The following is a 24,366-nucleotide window of genomic DNA, read 5'->3' as shown; positions in this document are numbered from 1 at the left end:
TTACTAAACAAATGATTAGTCAATTAGAAGAGTCCTTCAAATACCATAATTGACAATTAAAAGTATGATGAAAAACAATCACGGATTTTGTAATGATTTGAGCTGTAAATGTGACTGTCACAAGGGATCAAGTTTTAGACGAGGAAATAGGAAGAGACAGTATTGCTAGAAAAACAATTCAAACCAGAAATGCTTTACAACAGAGTAGTTCATTTCTATATTGATAAAAAAGGATACACAAAGGAAAAAGCAAATGAAATTGCCCAATTGGTGGTACAAAAGGAAGCTCAGAGGCGAATTTGTAAGAATGAAAAATGCAAACACTTCTCCCATGATCATATCAGAAATGTAGAAATATGTCTAGTTGAAAAATGTGAATGTAATAAATTTGCTAAGTGAAATCATCTAGGGAATTTTCAAGTAATGGTTGTGCACTAATGCCACGTTTTCTCAAATCTTCTGCAAATTCATTGACAAAACCATGTATGGTGTATACTTGTTCTGCACCAGATTGAATCACTAAATCAATTAATTCATTGTAATCACAGTGATCACTCATTGGAATAGAGTAATCTGTACGTCGTCCAAAAGGGAATTTAGTTGATTGAGCCCATCCGCTAAATCCAATTGTTACAGCACCATATTTTGATTTCATGTCTTGAACAAACTTATTTTTACTGGATAGCATTGGAGCAACCATCATCCAAGGTTTTTTTTCCAATAATCCTCTTTTTTCAGCCTCAGTGTGCCCAATTCCGTCTTTGAGAGATACCCCAAATTTTTGATGTAGTAAATTCATATTTTTTACAGAATCATGCAGATACAGTGGACCCCAGTGACCAAAAAATTGAGTAATAGTTTGTGCTTTCCCTAATTGATAACCCATCAGGATAACAGGTATGCCCTTACCATAAAGTTCAGAAATTAATTCATTTACTTGCTTTAGAATATCGTCAAGTTTTGGAAAAACAAATTCAGGTAAGCCAAAAGTGCATTCAGTGATCAGAGTTTTACATTTTGGGATTTTTGCTCCTTTGAGAAATCCACGGTCTCTTGTGCAAACATCACCAGTATAAAAGATATCATCAAAAAGAAGACCTTTAGATCCAAGAATGTGTCCACTATCAACTAGAGAAAAATCATCATGGTATTCAATGTGATTTTCCATCTTGAAGCCACGCAAATTAGCAATCTCATTAGTTTCAATAGAAGAGAGAATAGTACCACCGTTTTTTGAGGGAAGATGATCAGAATGAGCATGAGAGACAAAATTGATCCCAGTAATGTCACCATTTTTTGGATCCAAGTAAACTCGTTGATCATTAACCTCACATAGGATTCCGTTTTTTGTCATCCTGACTTTTTTAGGCAACAAAAGTCAAAGTGTTTGGATTTGATATAAATTGCAGGTTTGATCTAGTATTGACTAGTTGCTAAATCTAGGAATTCTAATTTCAGGTCGCGGGAGCAACATGGAATCCATCTTAAAGGCAATCAAAAAGAAAAAAATTCCAATCAATCCTGCCATAGTAATTTCCAATAAACCAGATGCAAGAGGACTAAAAATTGCAGAAAAATTAGGGGTAAAAATTGAAGTGATCGAAAGCAAAGGGTTCAAAGGGAGCAGAGAGGAATACGATAAAAAAATTATTTCAGTCCTAACAAAACATGGAGTAACACCAAAAAAGGGTCTTGTGTGTCTTGCAGGATTTATGAGAATTATCAGTCCAGAATTTGTAAAGAAGTACAAAAACAGGATAATCAACATACATCCAGCTTTGCTTCCTGCGTTTCCAGGATTAAATTCACAAAAACAGGCATTAGAATATGGAGCCAAAGTATCAGGATGTTCAGTGCACTTTGTAGATGCAGGGATGGATACAGGCCCGGTAATTATCCAAGCTGTTGTAAAAGTAGATGAAAAAGATACAGAAGAGACACTTTCAAAAAGAATTCTAAAAAAAGAACACATGATTTATCCTGAGGCAGTAAATCTTTTTGCCAGAAAAAAAATCAAAATATCTGGAAGAAGAACTATAATCAGCTAGGAATCAGGTCCACCAAAAAAATACAATACTTGAAGTTCTTTTGTATTGCCATAGAAGAAATGTTCCACATCTTTTGCAACAAAAAATAATTTATTTTTAGATACTTTGTAATCCTTGTTTTTAATTTTTAAAAAACCATTTCCAGAAAGGACAAAATATACTTCATCACTTTCGTGCGGAGTTTGTGTATCTTCTTCACCAGGTTTCAAAACTAATATCCCCGCAGCTAAACTTTCTTTATTGATAAAAGTATCAAAATAAGAAGTATTGTTTTTTATTTTTTCAATGTATGTATCTAAATCATACTCTAGTTTCAATTTTATTCAGCAGCTACAGTATATGTTTTCCTTTGAGGATCTGCACTCATAAACGAATGTCCAGTTGGATGAATTTTTTCATGTTCAGGACTCTGGTGCATTTTGATAAATGTCTCCTTGCTCTCATGTTCCACAAGAATTCTATAGCTACCATCAGAAGATTTCAAAAATCTTCTTGAGATAAACCCAGGAAAGCTAGACAACACCTTGTTTGATTCAGCAAACCAGTTTTTGAAATCTTCTTCAGCACCGTCTTTTAGCTGGATATCGGCTATCATAACAAACATGACATGACTAGGAAAACAACCATTTAATTTCTTTTCCATGAATTTCAACGTAGATTCCAAGGATTAAATATCTACAAATCAAAATCATGACATGGTAGGAGTCAGGATTGATGGCAAAAATATTGCCCAATCAGTTAAAGAGAGAGTCAAAAAAGCTGTAACCGAATTGAAAAATCAAGGGATTTCCCCGTGTTTAGCCACAGTATTAGTTGGAGATAACCCTGCTTCTGCCACATATGTAAGAAACAAACACAAAGCATGCGAAGAAGTCGGAATAGTAACCAAAGATCATAAACTTGATGCCAATATCACACAATCAGAATTAACAAGAATTATCGATGAATTGAATTCAGATAACACAGTTCACGGAATTCTAGTGCAGCTTCCACTACCAAAACAACTAGATGAATTTACTACCACCTCAAGAATATCGCCATTGAAAGATGTGGATGGTTTAACTCCACATAATGTAGGATTGCTTGCAATGAAAAAAGCAGCATTAGTGGCATGCACCCCATCAGGAGTCATGGAAATGTTTGATTATCACAGTATTGATTTAGAAGGGAAAAACGTTGTATTGATTAACAGAAGCAACCTAGTAGGAAAGCCTCTATATCACTTGTTGTTAGAAAAAAATGCCACAGTACTCACATGCCATTCCAAAACCAAAAATTTAACTGAATTATGTCAATCAGCAGACGTCATAATTACTGCAGTGGGGGATAGAAACAAATTCACACTAACTCCTGAAATGATCAAAGAGGGGGCAATTATAATTGATGTTGCAATTTCAAGATTCCAAGATAAACTAGTAGGAGATTCAGATTATGACGAGATAATTAAAAAAGCATCTTTTGCAACGCCAGTTCCCGGAGGAGTTGGACCTATGACAGTTGCAATGCTTTTAAAAAATACAATCACTGCAGCATCACTGAGTAGTAAAATTGGTAGATAATCCTGAAAAAGAATCACTCCGAAATCTTCTTTTAGAAAAAAGAGATAACACATCATTTGATTTAATGAAGATTGCAAGTGCCAACATACAAAAAAAATTAAAAAAAATATCTGCCTTCAAAAATGCTCAAAAAATTGGTGCATATTATCCAATAGGAAGCGAGATATTCACACAAGACATCATCCAAGAATTACTCAGCCAAGGAAAAGAGGTTTTTTTGCCAAAAGTTATAGGAGACTCTATAGAATTTAGAAAAATCACGGATTTTTCAAGCCTAGAACACGGCAGTTTTGACATTATGGAGCCTAAAGATGACTGCCCAGTAGATAACAACCTAGATGTGATATTAGTCCCAACTGTAGGAGTATCTCCAGTAGGAGTAAGATTAGGATATGGTCATGGATTTTACGATAGATTTTTGGCCAAAAATAAGATTACAACAATTTCACTTACATTAGAAAAACAGATCATCAAAAATATTCCAAAGTCAGATCACGATGTATTAATCGATTGGATCGTAACTGAAGATAGAATGCTACAAACTCAGAGATAAGACAATCCCTTTTTTCCAATATCACACCTATTGTATTTTTGAGACCAATTGATTTTCTCAGCTGCAGAATATGCATTTGCAATTGCAGAATTTAGAGTATCACCTAACGCAGTAACACCCAATACACGTCCACCATTTGAAAGAATTTTTCCATCAGATTTTTTTGTGCCAGCGTGAAAAACAACAGAATTCTTTGGAATAGAATCAAATCCAGAAATTTCATCATTTTTTGAATAAGATTCAGGATAACCCTTGGAGGCCAAAACAACACATACTGCAAATTGTGGTTTCCACGAAGATTCAGGCAAAGAAGACAGAGTGCCATCAACACTTGCAACAAGATAATCATACAAATCAAAATCCATCCTCATTGTGATTGGTTGGCATTCAGGATCACCCATTCGAACATTGTATTCTAAAACATATGGTTTGCCTTCTCTTATCATAATACCAGCATACAAAAATCCTTTAAACAAAATCCCTTCATTTTTCATTGCAAGAATTGTTTTTTCAATTATTTGTTCTTGTATGATTTTTGCTAAATTATCATCAATTATAGGAGTTGGTGAATATGCACCCATTCCACCAGTATTTGGACCCTCATCATTATCAAAAATTCTCTTGTGGTCCTGACTGGAAGCCATAGGAATAGCAACATCGCCATCAGATAATGCAATGTAGGATGCCTCAATTCCATCAATTCTTTCTTCAATAATTATTCGATTTCCAGCATCACCAAAAGTCTTCTTTACAAGGATTGTCTGAATTGCGGATATGGCCTCATCAATATTACCACATACAATGACTCCCTTTCCAGCTGCCAGGCCATCTGCCTTTACAACCACATTGTAATCAAGTGATTTTACATATTCTTGAGCTTTTTTAGGATCATCAAAAATTTCAAAACGAGCAGTAGGAATTTCATTTCGTTTCATGAAATTTTTTGCCCAAATCTTACTGGATTCAAGCTGGGCTGCTTTCTGAGTAGGTCCAAAAATTGGAAGGTTAAGTTTGTTAAATTCATCTACAATTCCTGCGGCAAGGGGATCCTCAGGACCGACCACAGTAAAACAATTATTTTTTTGAGCAAAATCTGCCAGACCGTCCAAATCATCTACATTGATAGAAACATTGTTTTGGGTGCCCCCGTTTCCAGGAGCAGTAAAAACAGTGTCAACTTTATTGCTTTGAGATAATTTCCAAGACAATGCATGTTCCCTTCCACCAGAACCTATCACTAAGACATTTACCAACAGGAATTATCTTCCTCTCAATTATATAATCCAAGTCTCAAAAAATCAATTTAGCTTTATAATGCCACAAACATACCAAAATCCAGATGGAGTTATCCACCAAATTTGATGCAAAAGCAATAGAATCTCAGGTAAGGGAGTACATCAAATCAATAGATTTGGAAAAACAAATTTTCGCATCAGACAAGCCTGAAAAAATTCGGTTCATAGAAGGACCTCCAACAATGAATGGAATTCCACATGCAGGGCATCTTAGAGGAAGAGTCATCAAAGATTTGTGGTATAGATTCAACACACTCCAAGGGAAAAAAATTGAATTTAACGGAGGATGGGATACGCAAGGACTTCCTGTAGAATTACAAGTTGAAAAAGAGCTTGGAGTGTCAGGAGGCAAGACAGAAGCCATCAGAGAATTTGGGGTTGAAAGAATAGTGTCAGAATGTAAAAAAATTGTAAAGAAATTCAACAAGACATGGGTAGAGGTTGATGAGTTATTGGGAATGTCATTTAATCATGAAAAAGCATATTGGACTTTTAGAGACGAGTTTATTGAAAGAGAATGGCAAGTTCTCAGAAAAGCACATGAAAACAAGATTCTAGAAGAGGATTTTACAGTAATTGCATATTGCCCAAGCTGTCAGACATCACTTAGTCATGCAGAAGTTAATCAAGGATATGAAGAAGTAAAAGATCCATCTCTATACTACAAGGTCAAATTGGTCAACGAGGATGCATTTTTGATAGTATGGACTACAATGCCTTTTACTCTAGTTACAGATGCGATGGTTGGGTTACAGCCTGAAGAGGATTATGCATATGTCAAAGTAGAAGATGAAACATGGGTGGTTGGAAAAACAAGATTAGAAGAATTCATGACAGAAGTAAAAGTTGAGAAATATGAAATTGAGAAATTGGCAAAGGGTTCAGAGTTTGAAGGGAAAAAATACACTCATCCGTTATTAGATTTAATTCCAGAATTAAATGAAATTTCAAAATCAGATAACTATCATATTGCAGTATCTGAAACATTTGTTGACGCAAGTACTGGTAGCGGGCTAGTGCATTTGTCACCTGCAAACGGAGAAGAAGATATCAAGATTGCAAATAAGAGAAAAGTCAAAATTTTCAGCCCCATTGATGATGAGGTAAAATTCACAGACAAGGCAGGAAAATATCAAGGAATGTTTGTAAGAGATGCAGACAAACTGATTGTAGAAGATCTCAAGGAACATAACGCATTAGTAAAAATTGGTAAAATCAAACACAAGTATCCACTTTGTTGGAGATCACATCACCCAATTGTCTGGCTGGCAAGAAAAGGGTGGTTTTACAAATTAGACAGATTGGAAAACAAGGCAATTGACGCTGCAGAAAGCGTAGAATATTTTTTTGAGCAGCCAAAAAACAGATTTCTTGGAATTATCAAAGAAAGGCATCCATGGTGTATTTCCAGAGAAAGAATTTGGGGATGTCCTCTACCAGTTTGGAATTGCGAAGACTGCGGTGAAAAGAACTGGTTTTTTACAAGAAAAGACATTGTAGAATCAGCAGACAAATTACCTGATGGGCCTAATTTTGAATTGCATAGACCATGGATTGATAACATTACAATAAAATGTAAAAAATGCAGCAGTGTCAATACAAAAAGAGAAGAATATGTGCTAGATACATGGCACAATAGTGGTTCTGCACCATATTCGTCATTAACTGATGAAGAATACAAAAGAGAAATTCCAGCACCATTTTTCACAGAAGGAATTGATCAAACTAGAGGGTGGGCATATACTCTACTTATTGAAAATGTAATTCTAAACAATGCTCCAACACCACCATACAAAGCATTCTTGTTTCAAGGTCATGTTCTAGATGAAAAAGGCGGAAAAATGAGTAAAAGCAAAGGCAATGTTCTAGAAGGAGCAGAATTACTTCAAAAATACCCAGTAGATCTTATTAGATTCTATTTCATGTGGAAAGCAAGCCCAATTGAACCATTAAGTTTCAGCATAGATGAATTGATGTCAAGACCATATCAAATAATCAACACATTATTCAATCTTCATCTATATTTTCAACAAAATAGCCAATATGATAATTTTGACCAAACAAACACAATTGAATGGGCAAAACAAAACGAGTTGTTAACATCACCTGACATTTGGTTATTATCGAAACTTCAAAAACTGATTCTGATATTAACTGAAAAAAATCAGACATGTAAATTCCATGAAGGAGCAAAAGCAGTTGACGATTTCATAATTAACAATCTTAGCCAGATATACATTCCAATTACAAGAGGAGAATTATGGGACGAGGATGAAGAAAAGAAAAACAGAAGATTGTCAATATATGCAGTTCTCAGCGAAGTGCTCAAGACACTAGATATTTTGATTCATCCATTTTGTCCATTTACAAGTGAGCATCTATACCAAGCAGTATTTCCAGGAAAACAAAGTATCCTACTTGACAAATGGCCTTCATATCAAGAATCACTAGTCAATGAAAAAATAGAAGAATCATTTGACATAATGAAGGATATTGTTTCTATATCATCTGCAGCTAGAATGAAAGGAAAACTAAAGAGAAGGTGGCCACTTAATGAGGCTCAAATTTGTGTGAAAAAAGGTCAAAAAATAAAACTAGAAGCATTATCAGAACTATTACAATCACAACTCAATGTTGAAAAATTCACGATTACTGAAATTGAAAAAGAATCAGGATTAGAACAAATTTTAGAATTAAAACAATTGGGATTACCAATAAAAGGAATTGTAGAATTGGAAAGAAAAAGAACAGGACCAAAAGCAAAGCAACACATGGGAAAACTAGTTTCAACATTTAAAGAAACAAATCCTGATGAAATTATTTCATCATTGCAAAAAGAATCCAAATATAATTTTGAAATTGACGGCGAAACAATTTCGTTAGATGAGAAGGACTTTATTATTGACTTTGATGCAAGTGAAAATTTTGCAGTTGCAAAAAGAGACAACTACATTGTATTAATTTCAACATTTAGAAACAAAGAGATGATGGCAAGAGGACTGGTAAAAGACATTGCCAGAAGACTACAAACATTAAGAAAAGAAAGAGGATACACACCAACAGATGTTTTAGATGTAGCATCAATTTTGGAATTAGATGAAGAATCACTTGGAATGATAAAGGAGAAAGCTAAAGAACTAGCATTTTTAGTCAGAGTCAAACAAGTCAACTTTACTGATTCTTGTAAAGAATATAAAGAAGACGATATAGATGGACAAAAAATTAGAATTTCAGTAGAATAGTTATTTCAAATTCAGAACGAGTGCACTGCAAACATATTTTTTATTTATCACCATTCCAAGACAAGTTCAAAGCCCAGAGGAGTAAAACATAAGGTTCTCCTCCCCTAACCGATATTTCCCACATCTCCTCTGAAAATCAAATTCTAAAAGTATGAAATATTTTTATTATATCAATAAAATTCATAATCAAATGTCCGAATCAAAACCAAATGTTGTTGGGATAAATGTTCTAAAACAAAACGGCCTTGATGTCGATGAATTGGTAAAAGAGTTAATCAAAAATGCAGCAGTTGAATTTACAGCATATTATTACTTTACCAATCTCAGAGCGCATTGTACAGGCATGGAGGGTGAAGGACTAAAAGGAATTATCGAAGATGCAAGACTAGAAGATCTTAGCCACTTTGAATCATGTATTGAAAGAATCTACCAATTAGGTGGATCTCTTCCAAATGATGCAACAGAATTTATCAAAATTTCCGGTTGTGAATTCTTACAACTCCCAGCAAATCCAACAGATCACAAAGCAATTCTAGAAAAATGTCTCAAAGCAGAACAAGGAGCAATAGTCAATTGGGATAAAATTTGTAGGATGACTTTAGGTAAAGATCCTGCAACATATGATATTGCAAAAGATATTCTCGCTGAAGAGATCGAACATGAGTCTTGGTTCTTAGAGTTAATCTACGGAAGACCATCAGGACACATGAGAAGAAAGTATGCAGGAGAAAGACCGCATACAAGAAAACACTCTAGAGCATTAGACATGGCATAAGCGCCAAATCATTTTCTTTATTTTAAATTCTAAATTAATGTGATTTTATTGACGACGTATTGTGAAGATGCGTTGTTTTATTACGGTTAAATAGAAAAGTCACGTATTGTTATCATGGTAAAGCAGATCAGTCTAGATGCATGGCAAATTCAGCATTTATCAGATCTGTTAGAAAAGGGTTCAAACATAGTAGCAAAGACAAACAGACCAATAATCCTGTATAGGCAAACTCTTGAAGAGGAGGAAGAATCCTATGAAGAAATTGTTTGCACTCTTACCAAAGGATATGTTATTGAGCAGATGGTCACATCGGGAGGAATACTGGTCCCAAGTTTTCACCAACAGTTTGTATTTACAATTGAGGAATACCCGCAAGAATTATTGAGAAAGAGCAAAGATCGCTTTTTAGAAATGATTGATTTTCTAGATGGGCAATTGGAATAGCATCATAGTTAATAAAGACCATAAATTTCATGATTTTTGCATGCAATTACTAGAATTTCAGGCCAAAGAATTATTTCGAGAATATGGAATTAATCTCCTTGACAGCATATCATCAACCAACATTGAAGAAGGTCGAAAACATGCAAAAGAATTAGGATATCCATTTGTGATTAAAATCCAGGTTCCAGTTGGAGGCAGAGGAAAAGCAGGAGGGATTCAAAAATGTCAAAATGATGACGAATTTGAGTTGAAATATCCTCAAGTAATGGATTTGACCATCAAGGGCGAAAAAGCAAGAGCAATTTTACTAGAAAAGATGGCAGATATTAAAAAAGAATTGTACTTATCATTGTTTTTGAATCGTTCAAAAAGATGCTATACCATTATTGCATCAGCAGAAGGAGGAGTTGAGATTGAATCAGTAAAAAATCAAATTATCAAAGAAGTAGGATTAGGAGATGTGTCTGATGAGCTTGCAAGAGAAGTTGCAAAAGAAATGAAATTAGAAGGAAACACCGTAGAACAATTTGTCGATACACTAAAAAAATTATCAAAACTTACAATTGAAAAAGAAGCAGAACTTGTAGAAATAAATCCATTAGCCATCATGCAAGATGATACAATCATGGCACTTGATGGTAAATTTGTAACAGATGATAACAGTAACTTTAGACATCCTGAATTGCAAAAATATCAAGAGAAAACAGCTATTGAAGAACAGGCAGAGAAGAGTGGATTTTCCCTTGTAGAATTAGACGGAGACATTGCAGTTGTTGGAAACGGTGCAGGTCTTGTAATGTCAACACTAGACATGTTATCTGACAATGGTGGAAAACCAGCATGTTTCTTAGATGTAGGAGGAGGCGCAACAACTGAGTCAGTGTATGAAGCATTAACTTTAATCAGCAAATTAAACAGGGTGAAAGGAATTCTAGTAAATCTATACGGAGGAATTGTCAAGACAACTGTAGTTGCAGAAGCATTTCTCAAAGCATATGAAAATAACCTAATTGATTTACCAGTATTTTCAAGACTAAAAGGAACAGAATCAGAAAAAGCAAAAGAAATGCTTCAGGGTTCCAGAACAAAAATATTTGATTCTGTTGAAGAAGCAATTAACGCAGCAGTGATGGGAGTAAAGAAATGACAGATATTTTTGGACTACTAAAAGGAAAACCAGGAGAACCAGATTATGAAAAAAAAGGCGTAATTGTTCAAGGAATTACTGGAGCATATGGTTCATTGCATGCAAAACAAATGATGGCATATGGAACCAATGTTGTTGCAGGAGTTACCCCTGGTAAAGGAGGTCAGAAATTTGAAGATAAAGTTCCAATCTATAATACAATGCAAGAGGCAGTGAATGCAACAAATGCAAAAATTTCAATAATCTTTGTTCCAGCAAAATTTTTTCTTGGAGCTGCCAAAGACGCATTAAATGCAGGAATCAAATTACTTGTTGCAATTCCAGAACATGTTCCAATTAGAGATACGATGGAGACATTAGAGCTAGCAAAACAAAAAGGGGCAGTAGTTATTGGACCAAATACACCAGGAATAATGATTCCAGAATTAATTAAAATTGGAATCATGCCACCGATGCCTTTCAAAGCAGGAAATATTGCAGTATTATCAAAAAGTGGAACATTGCTCTATGAAATTTCTGATGCATTAACAAATTCTGGATTTGGTCAATCAATTACAATTGGAATCGGAGGAGACCCAGTAAATGGCACAAGGCTAATTGATGCGTTTGAGATGGTAAAAGACATTCCAGATTTAGAAGGACTTGTAGTAGTAGGAGAAATAGGAGGAGATTCTGAAGAAATTTTGGCTCAAAGGATTATTGATAGTGGATTTAACAAACCAACGGTAGCATACATTGCAGGAAGAGCAGCACCTAAAGAAAAGAGAATGGGTCATGCAGGCGCAATCGTGATGGGAACGTATGGTTCGGCAGAATCCAAAGTATCTATGTTTAACAAGGCAAACATTCCAGTAGCCAAAAGACCTGCAGAAGTGCCAGTATTATTAGCAGGAAAGATGGAAAAATCCGATTAGAATAAAAGAGAGAGATTAAGGAGAAAATTTAATGCCAGTTACAGACCCAGAAAAGAAAAGAATTGCTCAACAAGCACGTCTTGTAATGAAAATTTGTTTCAAATGTGGGTGTAGAAACGATATCGATGCATCACGATGCAGAAAATGCAGAAATCCATACTTACGACTAAAGAATAGAAATCTAGGCGTTAAGAAATAGGATTAGAAGTTCATCAATCTTTGCCTGTAATTTACAATTGCAGACTTTAATTCTATATAATGTTCCTTTACAAAGGATTTTGCAGATTCAGGATCATCTAATTCCTCAAAAATCAGTTGCAGATCATCAGGTAGTTGATCATTCATTTGATACAAAACTCTGGCAGCATCTACATATTGTCCTAAATTATCTGCATATTCAAAAGCCAGTTTCATCCTATCAATTATTGTATCAAATTCTTGTAATGACATGATAGTTATTTTTTCAACCAGTAATAAAGCCCAAGGTAATTGTAACATATCCAGATAGCAAAGACAAAAAAACTCCTTTAGATTAACGGAGTTGGACCGGTCGTCTAGTTTGGTTTGGATGACGCACTCACACTGCGTAAGGAAATTAATTTCCCGCAAAGGTCGTGGGTTCAAATCCCATCCGGTCCACTACTCTAGTAGTCCTTTTTTAGGTTCCAAACCCAAAGTTAGAGTGAAAAGATGAAGATAACAAAAGAAGAGTTCCAAAGGATAGGAGAGGAGAGTCCACTAGAGTTATTCCACCAAGGAATCAAGGCAAAAGAGACCCGTGAGAAATACACCAGAACATTACGGCATGTATTATGCAAGATTTTTGAGGACATTCTAGAAGGGGATTTTGAGGAACGGGTCAAGCAGTTTGTCAAACACGCAAAGGAAGATCCGGATTGGACCAGAGATCTTTTGTTGAACTTATCCATGAAACTCAAAGAAAGGACAATACTTTCAAAAGAAGATTCAGATTATCTCAATCCAAGCTCAATTGACAATTACTTCAAGCCAATAAAGAAACTCTTTGACATGAACGGGGTAGTGATTTCGTGGAATAGAGTCTATGCAACATTTCCAGAACAGGACAATGTTTCAGATTCCAGAGGATGGACTAGAGATGAGATTCAAAAGATGTTAAAATTTGCCAACGGTTCCATTGACAGGGCAATCATTCTAGTCAGTGCAAGTTCTGGAATCAGGGCAGGTGGATTTGATTTGAACTGGCAGGATTTGACTCCAGTTTACCAGGTAGATGATCAGCTAAAGTTTGAGATTACAGAATCAGAAGAGGATGATGCAGTCATTGTTTGTGCGATGCTGAAAATTTATCAAGGAACCAGTTTCAATTATCCTGCATTCATCACTCCTGAGGCATATGAAGCTTTAATGGATTACAAGTCAGATTGGACAAGAGAAATAGGAAGGGAGCCAAAAGAACAGGATCCAATCTTCAAAAAAGAAGGAACAATCCTGAGGAGAACAACCCCAATTGGAGTAAAGAAAAGAGTCGAGAGAATGATCAAAAAAGCAGGGCTAAGAGACAAAATCAAGGGAAAAAGGTACGAGGTTCCAATAATGAATGGCTTTAGGAGATTCTGGAACAAGACATGCAAGGAATCGCTATCAAAGGATTCACCGTTAGGTTCACTTATCAAAAAAGAGTTCATGATGGGCCATACGGGCCTTATCAAACTGGATAGAAACTACTTCAAGACACATACGTTGGAGCTTGCAGAGGAATATCTCAATGCAATTCCAAATCTCACCATATCAAATGAAAAACGTCTTAGATTAGAAAACAAGAAGAAAACAGAAAAGATTGAGAAGTTAGAGAAACAGCAAAGGGAGATTGACAATCTGAAATTGCAGGTAAAAAGAATAGATGCCAAAAGCAAAATGAATGAGGCCATGAAGAAGAGGCTAATCCAATGGGCAGAAGAAAATCCCGACAGAGCAGACGCACTTCAAATGGCAAAAATAGGTTCACATGCAATGAATTTGGATGAGTTTGTTGAACACTTTGTTACAGAAAATCATGGTGAACTAGAGGAGTTTTTGGAGAGCATATCTAAAACAAAAATTTCGATTGCAGATGAGGAGTAGAACCTAGATCATTGAAGGGACTAGAAAATCCCCCATTCTGGGAAGTTAGGCATTATTTAGTTTTAGATTTTAGAAAGTTTATTTTTCTCTCTCATTTCTTTTTCTAATTCCTCTCCAAAATCAAAATCAGTAGTGCTGTAAAGACCAACCTCAATACATGCAACGATAAAATCATTGATTGATTCCCCAATCAAATTACATCGCTCTCGTAATTCCCCATGCATTTTTGTCGGAATACGTGCTGAAACAGTTTTAGACATTTGTTTACAGCAGTTTACAAAAGTTTTCAGTTTTAAAGACTGTCAGAGTTACGGAACTCTATAGATTTGAACCTAAAATCAAAGAGGGTATGAAATCCAACTTTACAGAAAACTATCATACTAGATTGGAAGAGGACGTTGCTAAATTGTTAATTGAGAAGATTAATTACAACTTTAATGCCAAATACAATTACAAGAATGGAAAAAATTATCCATATCAGATTATACTACAAGATAACCTGCAACAATTATCTAATTTTATTGTAGACAAGAAAAAAGAATTTAATTTTATTATTCCTAAAATGAAATTGAATAGAAATGATGATTTGGAATTAAGAGAGAAAATTTTGAATATGACTCCTAATCAAAGAAAAGAGTTAGGGATTAACAAATCCGCGTTATGGTATATCAAAAAGAATCTATCTGAAGGAAAAATTCCTAAAATTTATGAGAAAATTCTTTTGAAAATTAAATAAATTCATTCAAATGTTAAATGTATTTTTAATGAAATAATTTCAAATGGTTATCTCGAGTGAAGTTTTCTATTTGGTTTAACTCTCTTATCGCTGATTCTCTTAAGGAGGATTATCTGATTGATTAAACTCTTCTAAATTGATTCTTTTTGAAGAGAATGTAAAACTATTCCTAGATGGTTATTTAATGGGAAATTGAAGAATTGTTGAAAACGTGAATTAACTTTCAAAGCAATGATCATTCTTAAATTAGGAATACCATCACAACTACAAGATGCCAGCAGAATTTATTGAGCCTTCAGATAATTTTATTGAAAGTGTAAAACATGGCATAGAAAATGAAGTTTTGAAAGGACAGAATTCTGTTGAAAAGGGAAGATTATTTTTAGAATGGATTTTGACAAAAGCATTCCATGCAACTGAAGATGATGCTGAAAATGGAACCTTAGATGGTCCAAATGACATGGGAATTGACGCAATTTTAGAAATTCGAGGTTCCGAAATGAATTTCTTCAGAATATTTCAATCTAAATTTGGAACATCTCATAGTATGGATTCTATTGAAACATTCAAATCAAAAATAAACACCCTTCTTGAAACCAGTCCTAATGAATTACCTGAGGGACGAATTAGAGATGCCCTGATCGATATCAAAAGAAAAGGCTGGGACTGGGAAGCAATCTATGTCACTGATCAAAAAGTTACATATCGCGATACTGAGAATTTTCATGTTTTTGGAATTGATGAAATTGTTAAGAAACTATGGAATGAAATTACAGAACCATTTGATGACAAATCGGAATTAGTGACTTTAGAGAATTTGATGGAATTTGATAAAACTATCATTGGAGTAATTTCGTTATCTGAACTGGGTCAATTGGTAAATAGAAGTGGGAAGTACATTTTTGAGTCAAATATTAGAAAATTCTTACCCGTAAAAACCAAAGTCAATAAACAATTAAGAAAATCATTGCTTGAAGAACCTGAAGAAGTGTTCTATTATAATAATGGTGTGACAATAGTTGTCAAAGATTTTGATCTTTTAGGAGATGCTAAAATAAAGTTAGTTGCACCTCAGATTGTAAATGGCGCTCAAACATCTACTACTATTGCTGATGTTGTAAAAGGAGATCCGCTAATCAAAGGAGCTATTCAAATTACAATTATTAAAGAAGATACAAGAACAACACGAAATAATATTACTAAATTTAGAAATTCACAAAATGCCGTCAAAGGCAGAGATTTGATATCTTTGGAGAAATTCCATAATGTTATTGGCAGTCAATTATCTACAAAACTTGGTTATTACTATGAACAACAAGCGGGTGCTTGGATGGCAAAATCTAAACAAGAAAAAGAAATATTTCGTGGAGATGAAACTTTCAACAAATATCTTAGTGAAAATGAAGATAGGATAATACCTGCAAATGATGCTATTCAAGCAATGGCTGCTGCAATAGAACAAAATCCAGCAAAACCTTATGGGAGTATTAGTAAATACATGCCAGGTGGATCTGAATATACCAGAATCTTCTCAGAAGGTGAAATTGAGGATGACTATAGATTATTGCTTTATCCATATTTGACCAAGTCTTATTGTGAGAAAAAATTCAATTATGGAAGCCAAAAAGCAAACATGCCTGAGAAAAAATATGCAAGATTACTTTTTGTAACTGCTTACTTCCAAGCATTAACCGATCATATTATTGGTAAAAAAGTAGATTTAAAGAAAGAACCAAAATCATTAGATCCATATTTTGAAAATTTTGATGTCAATGAAAAGCTATTGGCATTGATTGATGAAATCTTAGATCAATTCTTTGATCAAACCTTACACATCAGGCAGGATGTAGAAGGGCGAGACATTATGACATTACATAATTTCTTTGCTAATCATGTATGGAATTCAGAGTCTAAAACAATTCTAAAGAATATTATGAAAAGAAAGAAGGACAAGTTTAAGGAAATTAAAGACTTATTCTAAACAAGTTGTTTAGGAGTTCGGTAAAGATTGACGGATGATATTGCTTATGATTTAACAATAAAGAGATATGATCAAGAATTCTCAAGATATCAACATCTTGATGGCAAGGCTGGCACTCAAATTGGATTTTCAGGAGTTATTATTGCCATACTTAGTTTTGTAATTGGTTCAATGGATTACGAACAGATTATACAAAATGAATACACTGAACTTTTTGGATGGGGAATAGGCATTTTATTGATATCTGTGAGCATAGGCATTGGCGTATTAACAAAATTTGGAAAAACCTTACCTGTATTCATGCCAGAAAAATTCTTTGATAAATATGATAAATTGGATGATAAAAGAGAGCAAGCACTTTATGCATATTTTGATCTAATTGCCGATATTGAAGAAGCTAACAATAGAAAAGCAAAGTTGTTGTATGCTGGCAATGTTTTTACACTTTTAGGATTAGGTATCAGCTTTATATCGTTCTTGTTGGTATTTGGAATAATTGCAATTTAGTAGTGATGAAGTTGGCAGATGATAAAAAGCGTAAACGAAGAGGAGATAAAGAATTAGTTGCAGAGAGTTACATGAGTTCACCTAGTAGTGAAAATGAAAGTGAGAATAATGACGACTGAGAAAAAACGAAAAAAACGTAGTGATGCAGATGTGACTGGGTATGCATATGAATCCGTCGTTGGAGGATCTGGCTCCTCCGATGATTAGTGAGTGAACTAGCATCATACCCCCACCACAAAACTTTCAAGGGTTCATATCTATCAATTTTCAGTGACAAGTGATAAAGAGAGCAAGCCTAGAACTAAACGCGGAGACATTAGTTTAACCGGAAGAGTATATGAAATACGTACAGCATCATCAAATAAGAAATCAGATCTATCACAAAAAATTAAAGAACTCGAAATAAAACTTGAAAAATTACAAAAAGACATCAATGCTCAAAAATAAAAAAATAAAACTAAATACATCATTTTGAGAATAATCTAATTTGAATTAATTACACGTGGGTCTGATTTTTATCCCCAACATGATGGATGAAAATTGTCAAATTACAAATGAATTAATCTATCACATGAAAACCTCTAAGAAAAAAATCTAAATGCACTCCATCTTGTGTAAAGATCTATGTTTACCTACTTTTCTCAATTGAATACACGATTCACTATTTTATGAATATTTATAGGAATTTGGATGTTTTGGCAATCCATATATTTATGACATCCATTTCGCATCTTAATGACTTTAACAAAAAAACTTGCAACATCTATTACGATGTTTGCATTGTTAGCTGTTTTTGCAGCACCTGCAGTTTCATTTGCAGATCATGGATCAAACCAGCATGTTATTAATGCGGTAGCATTTGATGACGCAAATCTTAATGGAATCTTTGATTGTAATGAAAGCGGAATTCAAGGGGTGACAATACTCGTACTTGATTCAGGTGACACTGTAATTGAAATTCAAACTACGAATGTGGATGGTGCTATTGCGGTTCCTGGAATTGTTGATGGTTCATACGGTTTACAAATATCCGTATCACCACAAGGAGTTACTTTTGCAGAAAACAAACAAACATTTGTAGTGAATAGTGATGTAACAATCTATTTCGGATCTCCATCAGGTACTGAAGCAGCTTCATGTGACGGTGACATAACACCTCCAGTAATCACTCTAAATGGTCCAAATCCACAAGAATTGATAGTCAATCAAATCTATGAGGAATTTGAAGCAACAGTTACTGATGATTCTGGTGAGGATTTGTCTGGTGCTCTTGTAATTGACTCTAGTGCAGTTAAGATTGCACACGCAGGAACATACCAAGTAAGTTACAATGTGATGGATTCATCATTAAATGAGGCCGACACTGTATACCGAACCGTGACAGTTCTTACGCAACAGCAAGCATTGGATAATATAGAGCAAGAGATTAATGATGCAATTACAAATGGCGAGATTGGAAATAATGCAAATGGATTATTATCAAAACTTGATCAAATTATGAACAAGTTAGATAGTAACAATACAAATGCAGCATGTAATCAACTAAATGCATTCATCAATCAGGTGGATGGTCTTATCACCAGTGGTGATCTAACTTCTGAAGTTGGACAACCAATACTTGATGCAGCAATAGGAATTCAATCCAATTATTGTTAATAATCAATAATTTTTCTTCCTTTTTTCTAAAAATTAATCAACATGTTTTGTTCATGTTTTTCACGCAACAACTTCAAGATAACCTCCAACGTTACAAATAATATGTTCATTCTAATATTGAGCTTAAAGAAGTGGCTAAGGAATTTGTGAAAAAAGAATGCAACCATGGAACCTTATGAATAGAATAGTTCCTTTACTTCCTAAATGAGATTCAAGTTCAACACATTCCATGCCTAAATAGTCTGTAACTCTTATCAAGGGTAAAAGTACTATTTACAAAATGATCTATCAATAATCACGACACCTCTGCATTGACCGATGTTTTTGTATGAGGACCTATGGTGTAACATCTGGATTCTATCTACAAGATGTTGCTGAAAATGACTTGGACCAATTTAGAGTATCAAAAACAACCGATGCATCTAAGAAAATATGATGAAAATATCCAAAGTTGGTATTCGATTCCATTTAGAAATTAGATCCATTTTTTATTTTATTCCCTTTTTTTAAAAACTTCTCAAAACTATACCTTCTGTTCCTAAATCTATCTGTATTTATTTCAGAATCAACTCATTTGACGGACGAAAACTGCTTTTACATTTATTACACTAGTAATTTCATTTAGTTTGGTTGCAACTGCACTCACCTCAATTCCTGATACTGTCGAGATCGTACAAAATTCATGGCAATAGTGGCAGTGATTGTATTAACAGTATTGTCTCTTGGTTTTGGCAGTTATCTTGACTAAAAATGAAATAACTGACTACACTTCTAAAAATCTGTTAATCTTATTTCTCAAGTAATTTCTTACACACAAGTAAATTCTCTTTTATAAAATTTCTACTTCCACGTGGGTGCAAAATTTAATACCTTAACTATATCCCCATGCACGTTATACTCCCAATCAAATTTGAACCGGATTCAGATCATGACAAATTTACAATTTTTGGAACTCTAGATGAGGACAACAGTGTAATGAATCTGTAGAGGTTTGACTTCGACCGGATTCGAACCTTAGAACTAATCGGACCCATACACAATTCAATTATTTTGTAATTCCCTTGAGGGGAATTGTCCAATAGTTTGATTCCACTCAGTTTTGCATAAAATTGGGCACAGTGAGATTAGAAAGTACGTCAATAGATAAGTAAAATACGATTATGAAGTGTTATTCCATTTCTCATACTCTTTTTTGGCCGTTTCATTCAAATCATCTGGAATTTTAATTTTGAATTTTTTAAAAAATAGTTTTTGGATGCTTTTTTCAGTGTATGCATATTTAACATGAGAGCAATTTGAAGAACTGGTAAACAACATAGTAGTGCAATTGGGATGAAAACATATTATTTCATTGTTCTCAAATCCCAGTAAAAGATCATTGTTACCAAATCTTTCTTTTAACCAAACATATCCTGATTCAGAGTTATGAGTCAACTTTAAGTCCTCCTTTTACCTTAGATTTCATTCTATCTTTGTCTTCTATACTATGCCCATAATCTTTTAGTTTGAATTTATTATTGAATAACACATAGATGCTTATAACTCCTGCAATAGGAGCTATGAGATAACTAATCCAACCCCATAAATTCCAGAACACATCACCATCATCATCAATTGGAATACAGATCATAGTTGATCTGCATTGATGATCACTTTGATTTACAAATATATGAAAACCTAAATTAGGTTCAGGGTTTTGGGATAAATTTGCATAAGCTAGAAAAAAGAATGATGGATTGAAATTATTTTGTGGCATAAAAGGTAAAATTGTCAAAATCAATTTGTTGTTTTTAAGACAATCAATTACAACATTTTCAAACCCGAGATCGTATTGACTATCAAAAGTTTCTTTCCACTCGCCAGCTTGTCTTTCAAATTTAATTTTACCTTTGTTAGATACATGATAATGATCACATATAGAATCATCTTCAGACATCAATGTAAAAGATGCATGGTTGGAAGGTAGTGCATATTTTAGATTACCATAATCATCAGTAAAGAGATCATCATTTACAGTTATGGAAAAGGGGAAAGATTGTTTGAGAAATGAAACATGCAGATAATTCTTATTATAGGAACGAATATCTATTTCAATTTCATAATTACCTGGCGATAACGATGGTGCAATTCGTAGATAGGCTGATGGTTCTTCTTCTGTAAATTTCAAAACTTGTGTTTCTAATGGAAACTTTTGAGATTCATCATCTAGAGAAGTAATAGTAGGATAAACATACACAGTTGCATTTACTTGATTCGATTGATATGATATTGGTATTATAAATATTGTAGAAATAACACCAGGAGAAAAATCCATCTTGTTTTGAATTATTTGGGGTTCACCATCAATAGTGAAATGATATAATTCAGAGGTTTTTTCATTAACATTATTATTTTCAGATCCGAAAGACGATTCGAAAAAAGTTATACCGCAAATACTGACAACCAACAAGAAAACAGATCCGACGTGATTAAAATTTCCCATCTTGATTTTCTTCATATTTTGAGTGACTGAATTGAAAATCGAACTAGAATTCATAGCATATCTATGTTGTCGAAATATAAAAAAAGCTGGTTTATTGTATGAAATTATATGAGATATTAGATATTTTGTGAAATTATAATATTTCTGATAAACTATATAATTCCACAGATTTCACAGATATTATGAAAAAACAAAATACACTGTATATAGGAATTCCAGATGAAACAAAAGAATTTCTTGAAAACCGATCAAGAATAGAAGGGATTTCCACTACGGAATATGTTAGAAAGATAATTACAAAATATCAGAAGATCTATTCAAGATTAGAAGATGAAAGATCACACATAACACCTAAAGAGGTTGTTAAAGCATTATATCAAGAAATCAACAATGACAAAGGAAGAGAAAAAGTTATTGCTACAATTCAGGAATATGGTGAATATTATCTGAGATGTGATTCAGATGATTTTTCATTCAAAAGAGTGTTGAGATCAATAGAAAATTGGTTTGAAATTAGAGGTTTGAAATTAGAATCTAAAGAAAAAAATAAAATAATAAGAATGACGTGTAAACACGATCTTGGAATTAATTGGTCTAAGATCATCATGCAAGTAACCATAAACCTGTTAATGTCAGCAGGTTGCACTGATCCAAAAATATTGACAAAATCTGATACATATTTTCAATTTGATATTACACCACCAATAGAGTAAAAACAATAAAAATACATTATCAGTTCAATTACTCAATTAAAATCCAATAGGGCCATAAGATCCTCTTACATTTTTACTAATGATGAACCTTGTTTGATTCCATAATAGAGAATCATGTTTTTGGTTTAGTTCCTTCACTTAGAATAAAATTCGGAACCCGACCGGATTTGTGTCTGTGAAGTTCTAATTTGGTTCCACTCCACGGAGACTCAGATACCTTTTTGGGTTCAGAAATGGACGCAGATAGGCACAGAATATAGTTTTCATTTTTTATTCTTAATAGAAGTTAGTCATAAAGCACACTCTTCTTAGGTTCAAATTCACAAAGATCAGGAAGGTTTCGCTCATTTGAATAATGAAACTTTGTTAAAAATGGAGAATAATTTTAACTCAGATGGCTACATTTCTAATAGTAGGTTCTAAATGAAAGTGTTAAAATATAATCATAGGTGATTCGTGACAAATGGTTGAAGCAGAATATCCATCTATTCAACTAGAAAACCTTCTTGGACGTCCATTAAACGACATTGAGTCAAAATTTAAACCAAAAATTATTTTCTACGAGGGTTCAATGGAAATTCCTGTTCCATGTCCGAGAGTTTCAATTATTGGTTCCAGAGATGCATCAGCAAAAGGACTTTCAGAAGCTAAAGAAATCTCAAAGATCTTAATAGAAAATGGGGTAGTGATTGTAAGTGGACTTGCAAAAGGTATCGATACAGTAGGACATAAAACCGCTATTGAATATGGTGGTAAAACTATTGCAGTAATTGGAACTCCATTAAATAAAGTATATCCAAAAGAGAATTTTGAATTACAAGAAGAAATAATGAAAAATCATCTAGTTATTTCACAATATCCAGTTGGTCACCCAACTACTCCTAAAGATTTTGTATTGAGAAATAGAACTATGGCGTTAATTTCTGATGCAACTGTTATTGTTGAAGCAGGAGAATCAAGTGGTTCATTACATCAAGGTTGGGAAACACTCAGAATAGGAAGACCTTTGTTTATTTGTAAAGATGTTGTAGAGAATGACAAATTAGAATGGCCAGAGAAGATGATACAATATGGTGCAATGAAACTTGATGAATCAACTGATATTTTAGAAAATTTGCCAACAGGTATCAAAATGCCTGAATTGTTTCAATAGATAATTAAAATGAAAATATCTGAAATCAAATTTGGTTCATTGTTAACTTATACTCCTAGAGGAAGTGAGCCAAATCATAGTGAATCTAGAACAGTTATGAGAAATCTCAAAAATGACGTAGTTTTAAAATCAGGAATTTTAATGTCTGAAAGAATTGCACAGATGATTAAAAGTAATCTAAATGATTATCCATTTTCAGATTATTTCAATGAAAATACCATTTTAATCCCTACCCCAAAAAGTTCACTACCACAAAAAGATGATCTTTGGGTACCTCAACGTATAACATCAGCATTAGCAAAAAATGGTTTAGGGAAAAATGAAGAATGTTTATTCAGAGAGACACCTTTACCTAGATCATCAAAAGTATCAGCACCTAACAGACCAAAAGCATCTCAACACTATGATTCAATGAGGATCAGAGAATTATTATTCAAACCAAAAGAGATTATTTTGGTTGATGATGTTATTACAAGAGGGGCTACAGTTTTAGGTGCAGCAAATAGACTTGCAGAAGCATTTCCTGATGCAAATATTCGTGTTTTTGCAGTAATGCGAACAATTAGTAATTCAAATGAATTTTCAAATTTTATTGATCCATGTATTGGAACTGTCTCATTAATAGGGATAGACGCCTCTAGACGGCCATAATATAAAACAGATTTTTTAATTTGAATTCTATAAGACATGAATGTGTTTAGTAATAGTTTTGTATTCTGTTATAGGTTGAACCCAAAAAGGTCTGAACCTTTTTTGTAGTTAGAAAAAGATTCGATTTAACTTTCACGAGGATTCAGCTATTGTTTTAGGGATGAAAATAGATTCAGCAAATCATATCAGGTTCGAATCTGCTAAGTTCCAATATCTAAATTGTCCAGATAATCAACCATCATCTCAATAAACTAAAATCAAACCAAATTCTAGTCATAATGGAACAGAAAAAAGAGACATCACAGTGCCAATTCCCATCCGGTCCACTACAATAATGTTCTTTATTACGGTCCACCACGCATGACTTGCAACATTGAAGATCAAGATTAACGATAATGATTTGATGG

27 protein-coding genes and 1 tRNA gene are annotated in these 24,366 nt (G+C 33.8%); 20 read left to right on the top strand and 8 right to left on the bottom strand.

The features are described 5' to 3' along the window. The first annotated feature begins 162 nt into the window (after nucleotides 1–162). The gene (locus OEW78_RS04530; RefSeq protein ID WP_300324714.1) at nucleotides 163–399 is read left to right on the top strand and encodes a hypothetical protein; all 237 of its coding nucleotides are present in this window, start codon (nucleotides 163–165) and stop codon (nucleotides 397–399) included. On the opposite strand, the gene OEW78_RS04525 is transcribed toward OEW78_RS04530, so the two are convergent. Continuing rightward, on the bottom strand, nucleotides 392–1,354 hold the full coding sequence (locus OEW78_RS04525) for an exonuclease (protein WP_300324780.1): 963 nt from the start codon (nucleotides 1,352–1,354) through the stop codon (nucleotides 392–394). The two genes, OEW78_RS04530 and OEW78_RS04525, sit on opposite strands and share 8 nt — an antisense overlap. 76 nt (nucleotides 1,355–1,430) lie before the next feature. Between OEW78_RS04525 and purN the strand changes: the two genes are divergently transcribed. After that, the gene (gene purN, locus OEW78_RS04520) at nucleotides 1,431–2,048 is read left to right on the top strand and encodes a phosphoribosylglycinamide formyltransferase (RefSeq protein ID WP_300324712.1); all 618 of its coding nucleotides are present in this window, start codon (nucleotides 1,431–1,433) and stop codon (nucleotides 2,046–2,048) included. Here purN and OEW78_RS04515 read toward each other — a convergent pair. Further along, nucleotides 2,045–2,365, bottom strand: coding sequence for a cupin domain-containing protein (locus OEW78_RS04515; RefSeq protein ID WP_300324710.1), 321 nt, complete (start codon nucleotides 2,363–2,365; stop codon nucleotides 2,045–2,047). The genes purN and OEW78_RS04515 overlap by 4 nt on opposite strands. 2 nt (nucleotides 2,366–2,367) lie before the next feature. Further along, a complete protein-coding gene (locus tag OEW78_RS04510; protein ID WP_366523033.1) occupies nucleotides 2,368–2,652 on the bottom strand; it encodes an antibiotic biosynthesis monooxygenase in 285 nt (94 codons plus the stop codon). 91 nt (nucleotides 2,653–2,743) lie between these two features. On the opposite strand from OEW78_RS04510, the gene OEW78_RS04505 reads away from it, so the two are divergent. Both OEW78_RS04505 and OEW78_RS04500 read left to right on the top strand, forming a co-directional pair. Then, nucleotides 2,744–3,607: a bifunctional 5,10-methylenetetrahydrofolate dehydrogenase/5,10-methenyltetrahydrofolate cyclohydrolase gene (locus OEW78_RS04505; RefSeq protein ID WP_300324705.1), complete on the top strand. Its 864-nt coding sequence runs from the start codon at nucleotides 2,744–2,746 to the stop codon at nucleotides 3,605–3,607. Next, nucleotides 3,597–4,160, top strand: a complete 564-nt coding sequence (locus tag OEW78_RS04500) for a 5-formyltetrahydrofolate cyclo-ligase (RefSeq protein ID WP_300324703.1) — start codon at nucleotides 3,597–3,599, stop codon at nucleotides 4,158–4,160. The genes OEW78_RS04505 and OEW78_RS04500 overlap by 11 nt, the downstream gene beginning before the upstream one ends. On the opposite strand, the gene purD is transcribed toward OEW78_RS04500, so the two are convergent. Next, entirely contained in the window at nucleotides 4,151–5,413 is a 1,263-nt protein-coding gene (gene purD, locus OEW78_RS04495) for a phosphoribosylamine--glycine ligase (protein ID WP_300324700.1), read from the bottom strand. The genes OEW78_RS04500 and purD overlap by 10 nt on opposite strands. 86 nt (nucleotides 5,414–5,499) lie before the next feature. On the opposite strand from purD, the gene ileS reads away from it, so the two are divergent. The 6 genes from ileS (at nucleotide 5,500) to OEW78_RS04465 (ending at nucleotide 12,176) form a co-directional block, all read left to right on the top strand. Continuing rightward, nucleotides 5,500–8,697: an isoleucine--tRNA ligase gene (gene ileS, locus OEW78_RS04490; RefSeq protein ID WP_300324697.1), complete on the top strand. Its 3,198-nt coding sequence runs from the start codon at nucleotides 5,500–5,502 to the stop codon at nucleotides 8,695–8,697. Between the two features lie 190 nt (nucleotides 8,698–8,887). Further along, the gene (dps, locus tag OEW78_RS04485) at nucleotides 8,888–9,472 is read left to right on the top strand and encodes a DNA protection during starvation protein (RefSeq protein ID WP_300324694.1); all 585 of its coding nucleotides are present in this window, start codon (nucleotides 8,888–8,890) and stop codon (nucleotides 9,470–9,472) included. 114 nt (nucleotides 9,473–9,586) lie between these two features. Further along, nucleotides 9,587–9,916, top strand: coding sequence for a hypothetical protein (locus OEW78_RS04480; RefSeq protein ID WP_300324691.1), 330 nt, complete (start codon nucleotides 9,587–9,589; stop codon nucleotides 9,914–9,916). Between the two features lie 40 nt (nucleotides 9,917–9,956). Beyond that, the gene (locus tag OEW78_RS04475) at nucleotides 9,957–11,063 is read left to right on the top strand and encodes an ATP-grasp domain-containing protein (RefSeq protein ID WP_300324690.1); all 1,107 of its coding nucleotides are present in this window, start codon (nucleotides 9,957–9,959) and stop codon (nucleotides 11,061–11,063) included. Further along, nucleotides 11,060–11,977, top strand: coding sequence for a CoA-binding protein (locus OEW78_RS04470; protein ID WP_300324688.1), 918 nt, complete (start codon nucleotides 11,060–11,062; stop codon nucleotides 11,975–11,977). The genes OEW78_RS04475 and OEW78_RS04470 overlap by 4 nt, the downstream gene beginning before the upstream one ends. A 31-nt stretch (nucleotides 11,978–12,008) precedes the next feature. Further along, entirely contained in the window at nucleotides 12,009–12,176 is a 168-nt protein-coding gene (locus tag OEW78_RS04465) for a 50S ribosomal protein L40e (RefSeq protein ID WP_300324685.1), read from the top strand. Nucleotides 12,177–12,178: 2 nt separating this feature from the next. On the opposite strand, the gene OEW78_RS04460 is transcribed toward OEW78_RS04465, so the two are convergent. Further along, nucleotides 12,179–12,427, bottom strand: a complete 249-nt coding sequence (locus tag OEW78_RS04460; RefSeq protein WP_300324682.1) for a hypothetical protein — start codon at nucleotides 12,425–12,427, stop codon at nucleotides 12,179–12,181. Between the two features lie 93 nt (nucleotides 12,428–12,520). On the opposite strand from OEW78_RS04460, the gene OEW78_RS04455 reads away from it, so the two are divergent. Beyond that, a tRNA-Val gene (locus tag OEW78_RS04455) sits at nucleotides 12,521–12,616 on the top strand. A 51-nt stretch (nucleotides 12,617–12,667) separates the two neighbouring features. Next, nucleotides 12,668–14,080 carry an integrase gene (locus tag OEW78_RS04450; RefSeq protein WP_300324679.1) on the top strand — a complete coding sequence of 471 codons (1,413 nt, stop codon included), beginning with the start codon at nucleotides 12,668–12,670 and terminating at the stop codon, nucleotides 14,078–14,080. Nucleotides 14,081–14,142: 62 nt separating this feature from the next. On the opposite strand, the gene OEW78_RS04445 is transcribed toward OEW78_RS04450, so the two are convergent. Beyond that, a complete protein-coding gene (locus OEW78_RS04445) occupies nucleotides 14,143–14,340 on the bottom strand; it encodes a YlcI/YnfO family protein (RefSeq protein ID WP_300324676.1) in 198 nt (65 codons plus the stop codon). A gap of 89 nt (nucleotides 14,341–14,429) precedes the next feature. On the opposite strand from OEW78_RS04445, the gene OEW78_RS04440 reads away from it, so the two are divergent. From OEW78_RS04440 to OEW78_RS04420, 5 genes are all read left to right on the top strand, one after another. Further along, on the top strand, nucleotides 14,430–14,816 hold the full coding sequence (locus tag OEW78_RS04440) for a hypothetical protein (protein WP_300324672.1): 387 nt from the start codon (nucleotides 14,430–14,432) through the stop codon (nucleotides 14,814–14,816). 271 nt (nucleotides 14,817–15,087) lie between these two features. Next, complete coding sequence (locus tag OEW78_RS04435; RefSeq protein ID WP_300324669.1) at nucleotides 15,088–16,797, top strand: AIPR family protein; 1,710 nt, start codon at nucleotides 15,088–15,090, stop codon at nucleotides 16,795–16,797. Nucleotides 16,798–16,824: 27 nt separating this feature from the next. Further along, entirely contained in the window at nucleotides 16,825–17,304 is a 480-nt protein-coding gene (locus OEW78_RS04430) for a hypothetical protein (RefSeq protein WP_300324666.1), read from the top strand. 270 nt (nucleotides 17,305–17,574) lie between these two features. Continuing rightward, complete coding sequence (locus OEW78_RS04425; protein WP_300324662.1) at nucleotides 17,575–17,751, top strand: hypothetical protein; 177 nt, start codon at nucleotides 17,575–17,577, stop codon at nucleotides 17,749–17,751. A gap of 288 nt (nucleotides 17,752–18,039) precedes the next feature. Then, on the top strand, nucleotides 18,040–18,960 hold the full coding sequence (locus tag OEW78_RS04420; protein WP_300324659.1) for an immunoglobulin-like domain-containing protein: 921 nt from the start codon (nucleotides 18,040–18,042) through the stop codon (nucleotides 18,958–18,960). Between the two features lie 1,158 nt (nucleotides 18,961–20,118). On the opposite strand, the gene OEW78_RS04415 is transcribed toward OEW78_RS04420, so the two are convergent. Both OEW78_RS04415 and OEW78_RS04410 read right to left on the bottom strand, forming a co-directional pair. After that, nucleotides 20,119–20,394, bottom strand: coding sequence for a hypothetical protein (locus tag OEW78_RS04415; RefSeq protein ID WP_300324657.1), 276 nt, complete (start codon nucleotides 20,392–20,394; stop codon nucleotides 20,119–20,121). After that, the gene (locus tag OEW78_RS04410; protein ID WP_300324654.1) at nucleotides 20,384–21,496 is read right to left on the bottom strand and encodes a hypothetical protein; all 1,113 of its coding nucleotides are present in this window, start codon (nucleotides 21,494–21,496) and stop codon (nucleotides 20,384–20,386) included. Before OEW78_RS04410 ends, OEW78_RS04415 begins: the two co-directional genes overlap by 11 nt. A gap of 128 nt (nucleotides 21,497–21,624) precedes the next feature. Here OEW78_RS04410 and OEW78_RS04405 point away from each other — a divergent pair, with 128 nt between their 5' ends. From OEW78_RS04405 to OEW78_RS04395, 3 genes are all read left to right on the top strand, one after another. Then, a complete protein-coding gene (locus OEW78_RS04405; protein WP_300324651.1) occupies nucleotides 21,625–22,155 on the top strand; it encodes a hypothetical protein in 531 nt (176 codons plus the stop codon). Between the two features lie 463 nt (nucleotides 22,156–22,618). Then, entirely contained in the window at nucleotides 22,619–23,308 is a 690-nt protein-coding gene (locus OEW78_RS04400) for a DNA-processing protein DprA (protein WP_300324648.1), read from the top strand. Nucleotides 23,309–23,317: 9 nt separating this feature from the next. Then, nucleotides 23,318–23,959, top strand: coding sequence for a hypothetical protein (locus OEW78_RS04395; RefSeq protein ID WP_300324645.1), 642 nt, complete (start codon nucleotides 23,318–23,320; stop codon nucleotides 23,957–23,959). Nucleotides 23,960–24,366: the final 407 nt, after the last annotated feature.

Source organism: Candidatus Nitrosopumilus sp. (assembly GCF_029882185.1).
In the GTDB taxonomy this organism is placed as follows: domain Archaea; phylum Thermoproteota; class Nitrososphaeria; order Nitrososphaerales; family Nitrosopumilaceae; genus Nitrosopumilus.
Note: the sequence above shows the minus strand (reverse complement) of the source record. Positions and strands in the feature narration are given on the sequence as shown.

Coding starts and splice junctions, on each gene's coding strand:
- OEW78_RS04525 (WP_300324780.1), bottom strand. CDS start 1,354: ATGACAAAAAACGGAATCCTATGTGAGGTTAATGATCAACGAGTTTAC.
- OEW78_RS04510 (WP_366523033.1), bottom strand. CDS start 2,652: ATGTTTGTTATGATAGCCGATATCCAGCTAAAAGACGGTGCTGAAGAA.
- OEW78_RS04505 (WP_300324705.1), top strand. CDS start 2,744: ATGGTAGGAGTCAGGATTGATGGCAAAAATATTGCCCAATCAGTTAAA.
- ileS (WP_300324697.1), top strand. CDS start 5,500: ATGGAGTTATCCACCAAATTTGATGCAAAAGCAATAGAATCTCAGGTA.
- dps (WP_300324694.1), top strand. CDS start 8,888: ATGTCCGAATCAAAACCAAATGTTGTTGGGATAAATGTTCTAAAACAA.
- OEW78_RS04480 (WP_300324691.1), top strand. CDS start 9,587: ATGGTAAAGCAGATCAGTCTAGATGCATGGCAAATTCAGCATTTATCA.
- OEW78_RS04475 (WP_300324690.1), top strand. CDS start 9,957: ATGCAATTACTAGAATTTCAGGCCAAAGAATTATTTCGAGAATATGGA.
- OEW78_RS04470 (WP_300324688.1), top strand. CDS start 11,060: ATGACAGATATTTTTGGACTACTAAAAGGAAAACCAGGAGAACCAGAT.
- OEW78_RS04465 (WP_300324685.1), top strand. CDS start 12,009: ATGCCAGTTACAGACCCAGAAAAGAAAAGAATTGCTCAACAAGCACGT.
- OEW78_RS04460 (WP_300324682.1), bottom strand. CDS start 12,427: ATGTCATTACAAGAATTTGATACAATAATTGATAGGATGAAACTGGCT.
- OEW78_RS04450 (WP_300324679.1), top strand. CDS start 12,668: ATGAAGATAACAAAAGAAGAGTTCCAAAGGATAGGAGAGGAGAGTCCA.
- OEW78_RS04445 (WP_300324676.1), bottom strand. CDS start 14,340: ATGTCTAAAACTGTTTCAGCACGTATTCCGACAAAAATGCATGGGGAA.
- OEW78_RS04440 (WP_300324672.1), top strand. CDS start 14,430: ATGAAATCCAACTTTACAGAAAACTATCATACTAGATTGGAAGAGGAC.
- OEW78_RS04435 (WP_300324669.1), top strand. CDS start 15,088: ATGCCAGCAGAATTTATTGAGCCTTCAGATAATTTTATTGAAAGTGTA.
- OEW78_RS04420 (WP_300324659.1), top strand. CDS start 18,040: ATGACTTTAACAAAAAAACTTGCAACATCTATTACGATGTTTGCATTG.
- OEW78_RS04410 (WP_300324654.1), bottom strand. CDS start 21,496: ATGAATTCTAGTTCGATTTTCAATTCAGTCACTCAAAATATGAAGAAA.
- OEW78_RS04405 (WP_300324651.1), top strand. CDS start 21,625: ATGAAAAAACAAAATACACTGTATATAGGAATTCCAGATGAAACAAAA.
- OEW78_RS04400 (WP_300324648.1), top strand. CDS start 22,619: ATGGTTGAAGCAGAATATCCATCTATTCAACTAGAAAACCTTCTTGGA.
- OEW78_RS04395 (WP_300324645.1), top strand. CDS start 23,318: ATGAAAATATCTGAAATCAAATTTGGTTCATTGTTAACTTATACTCCT.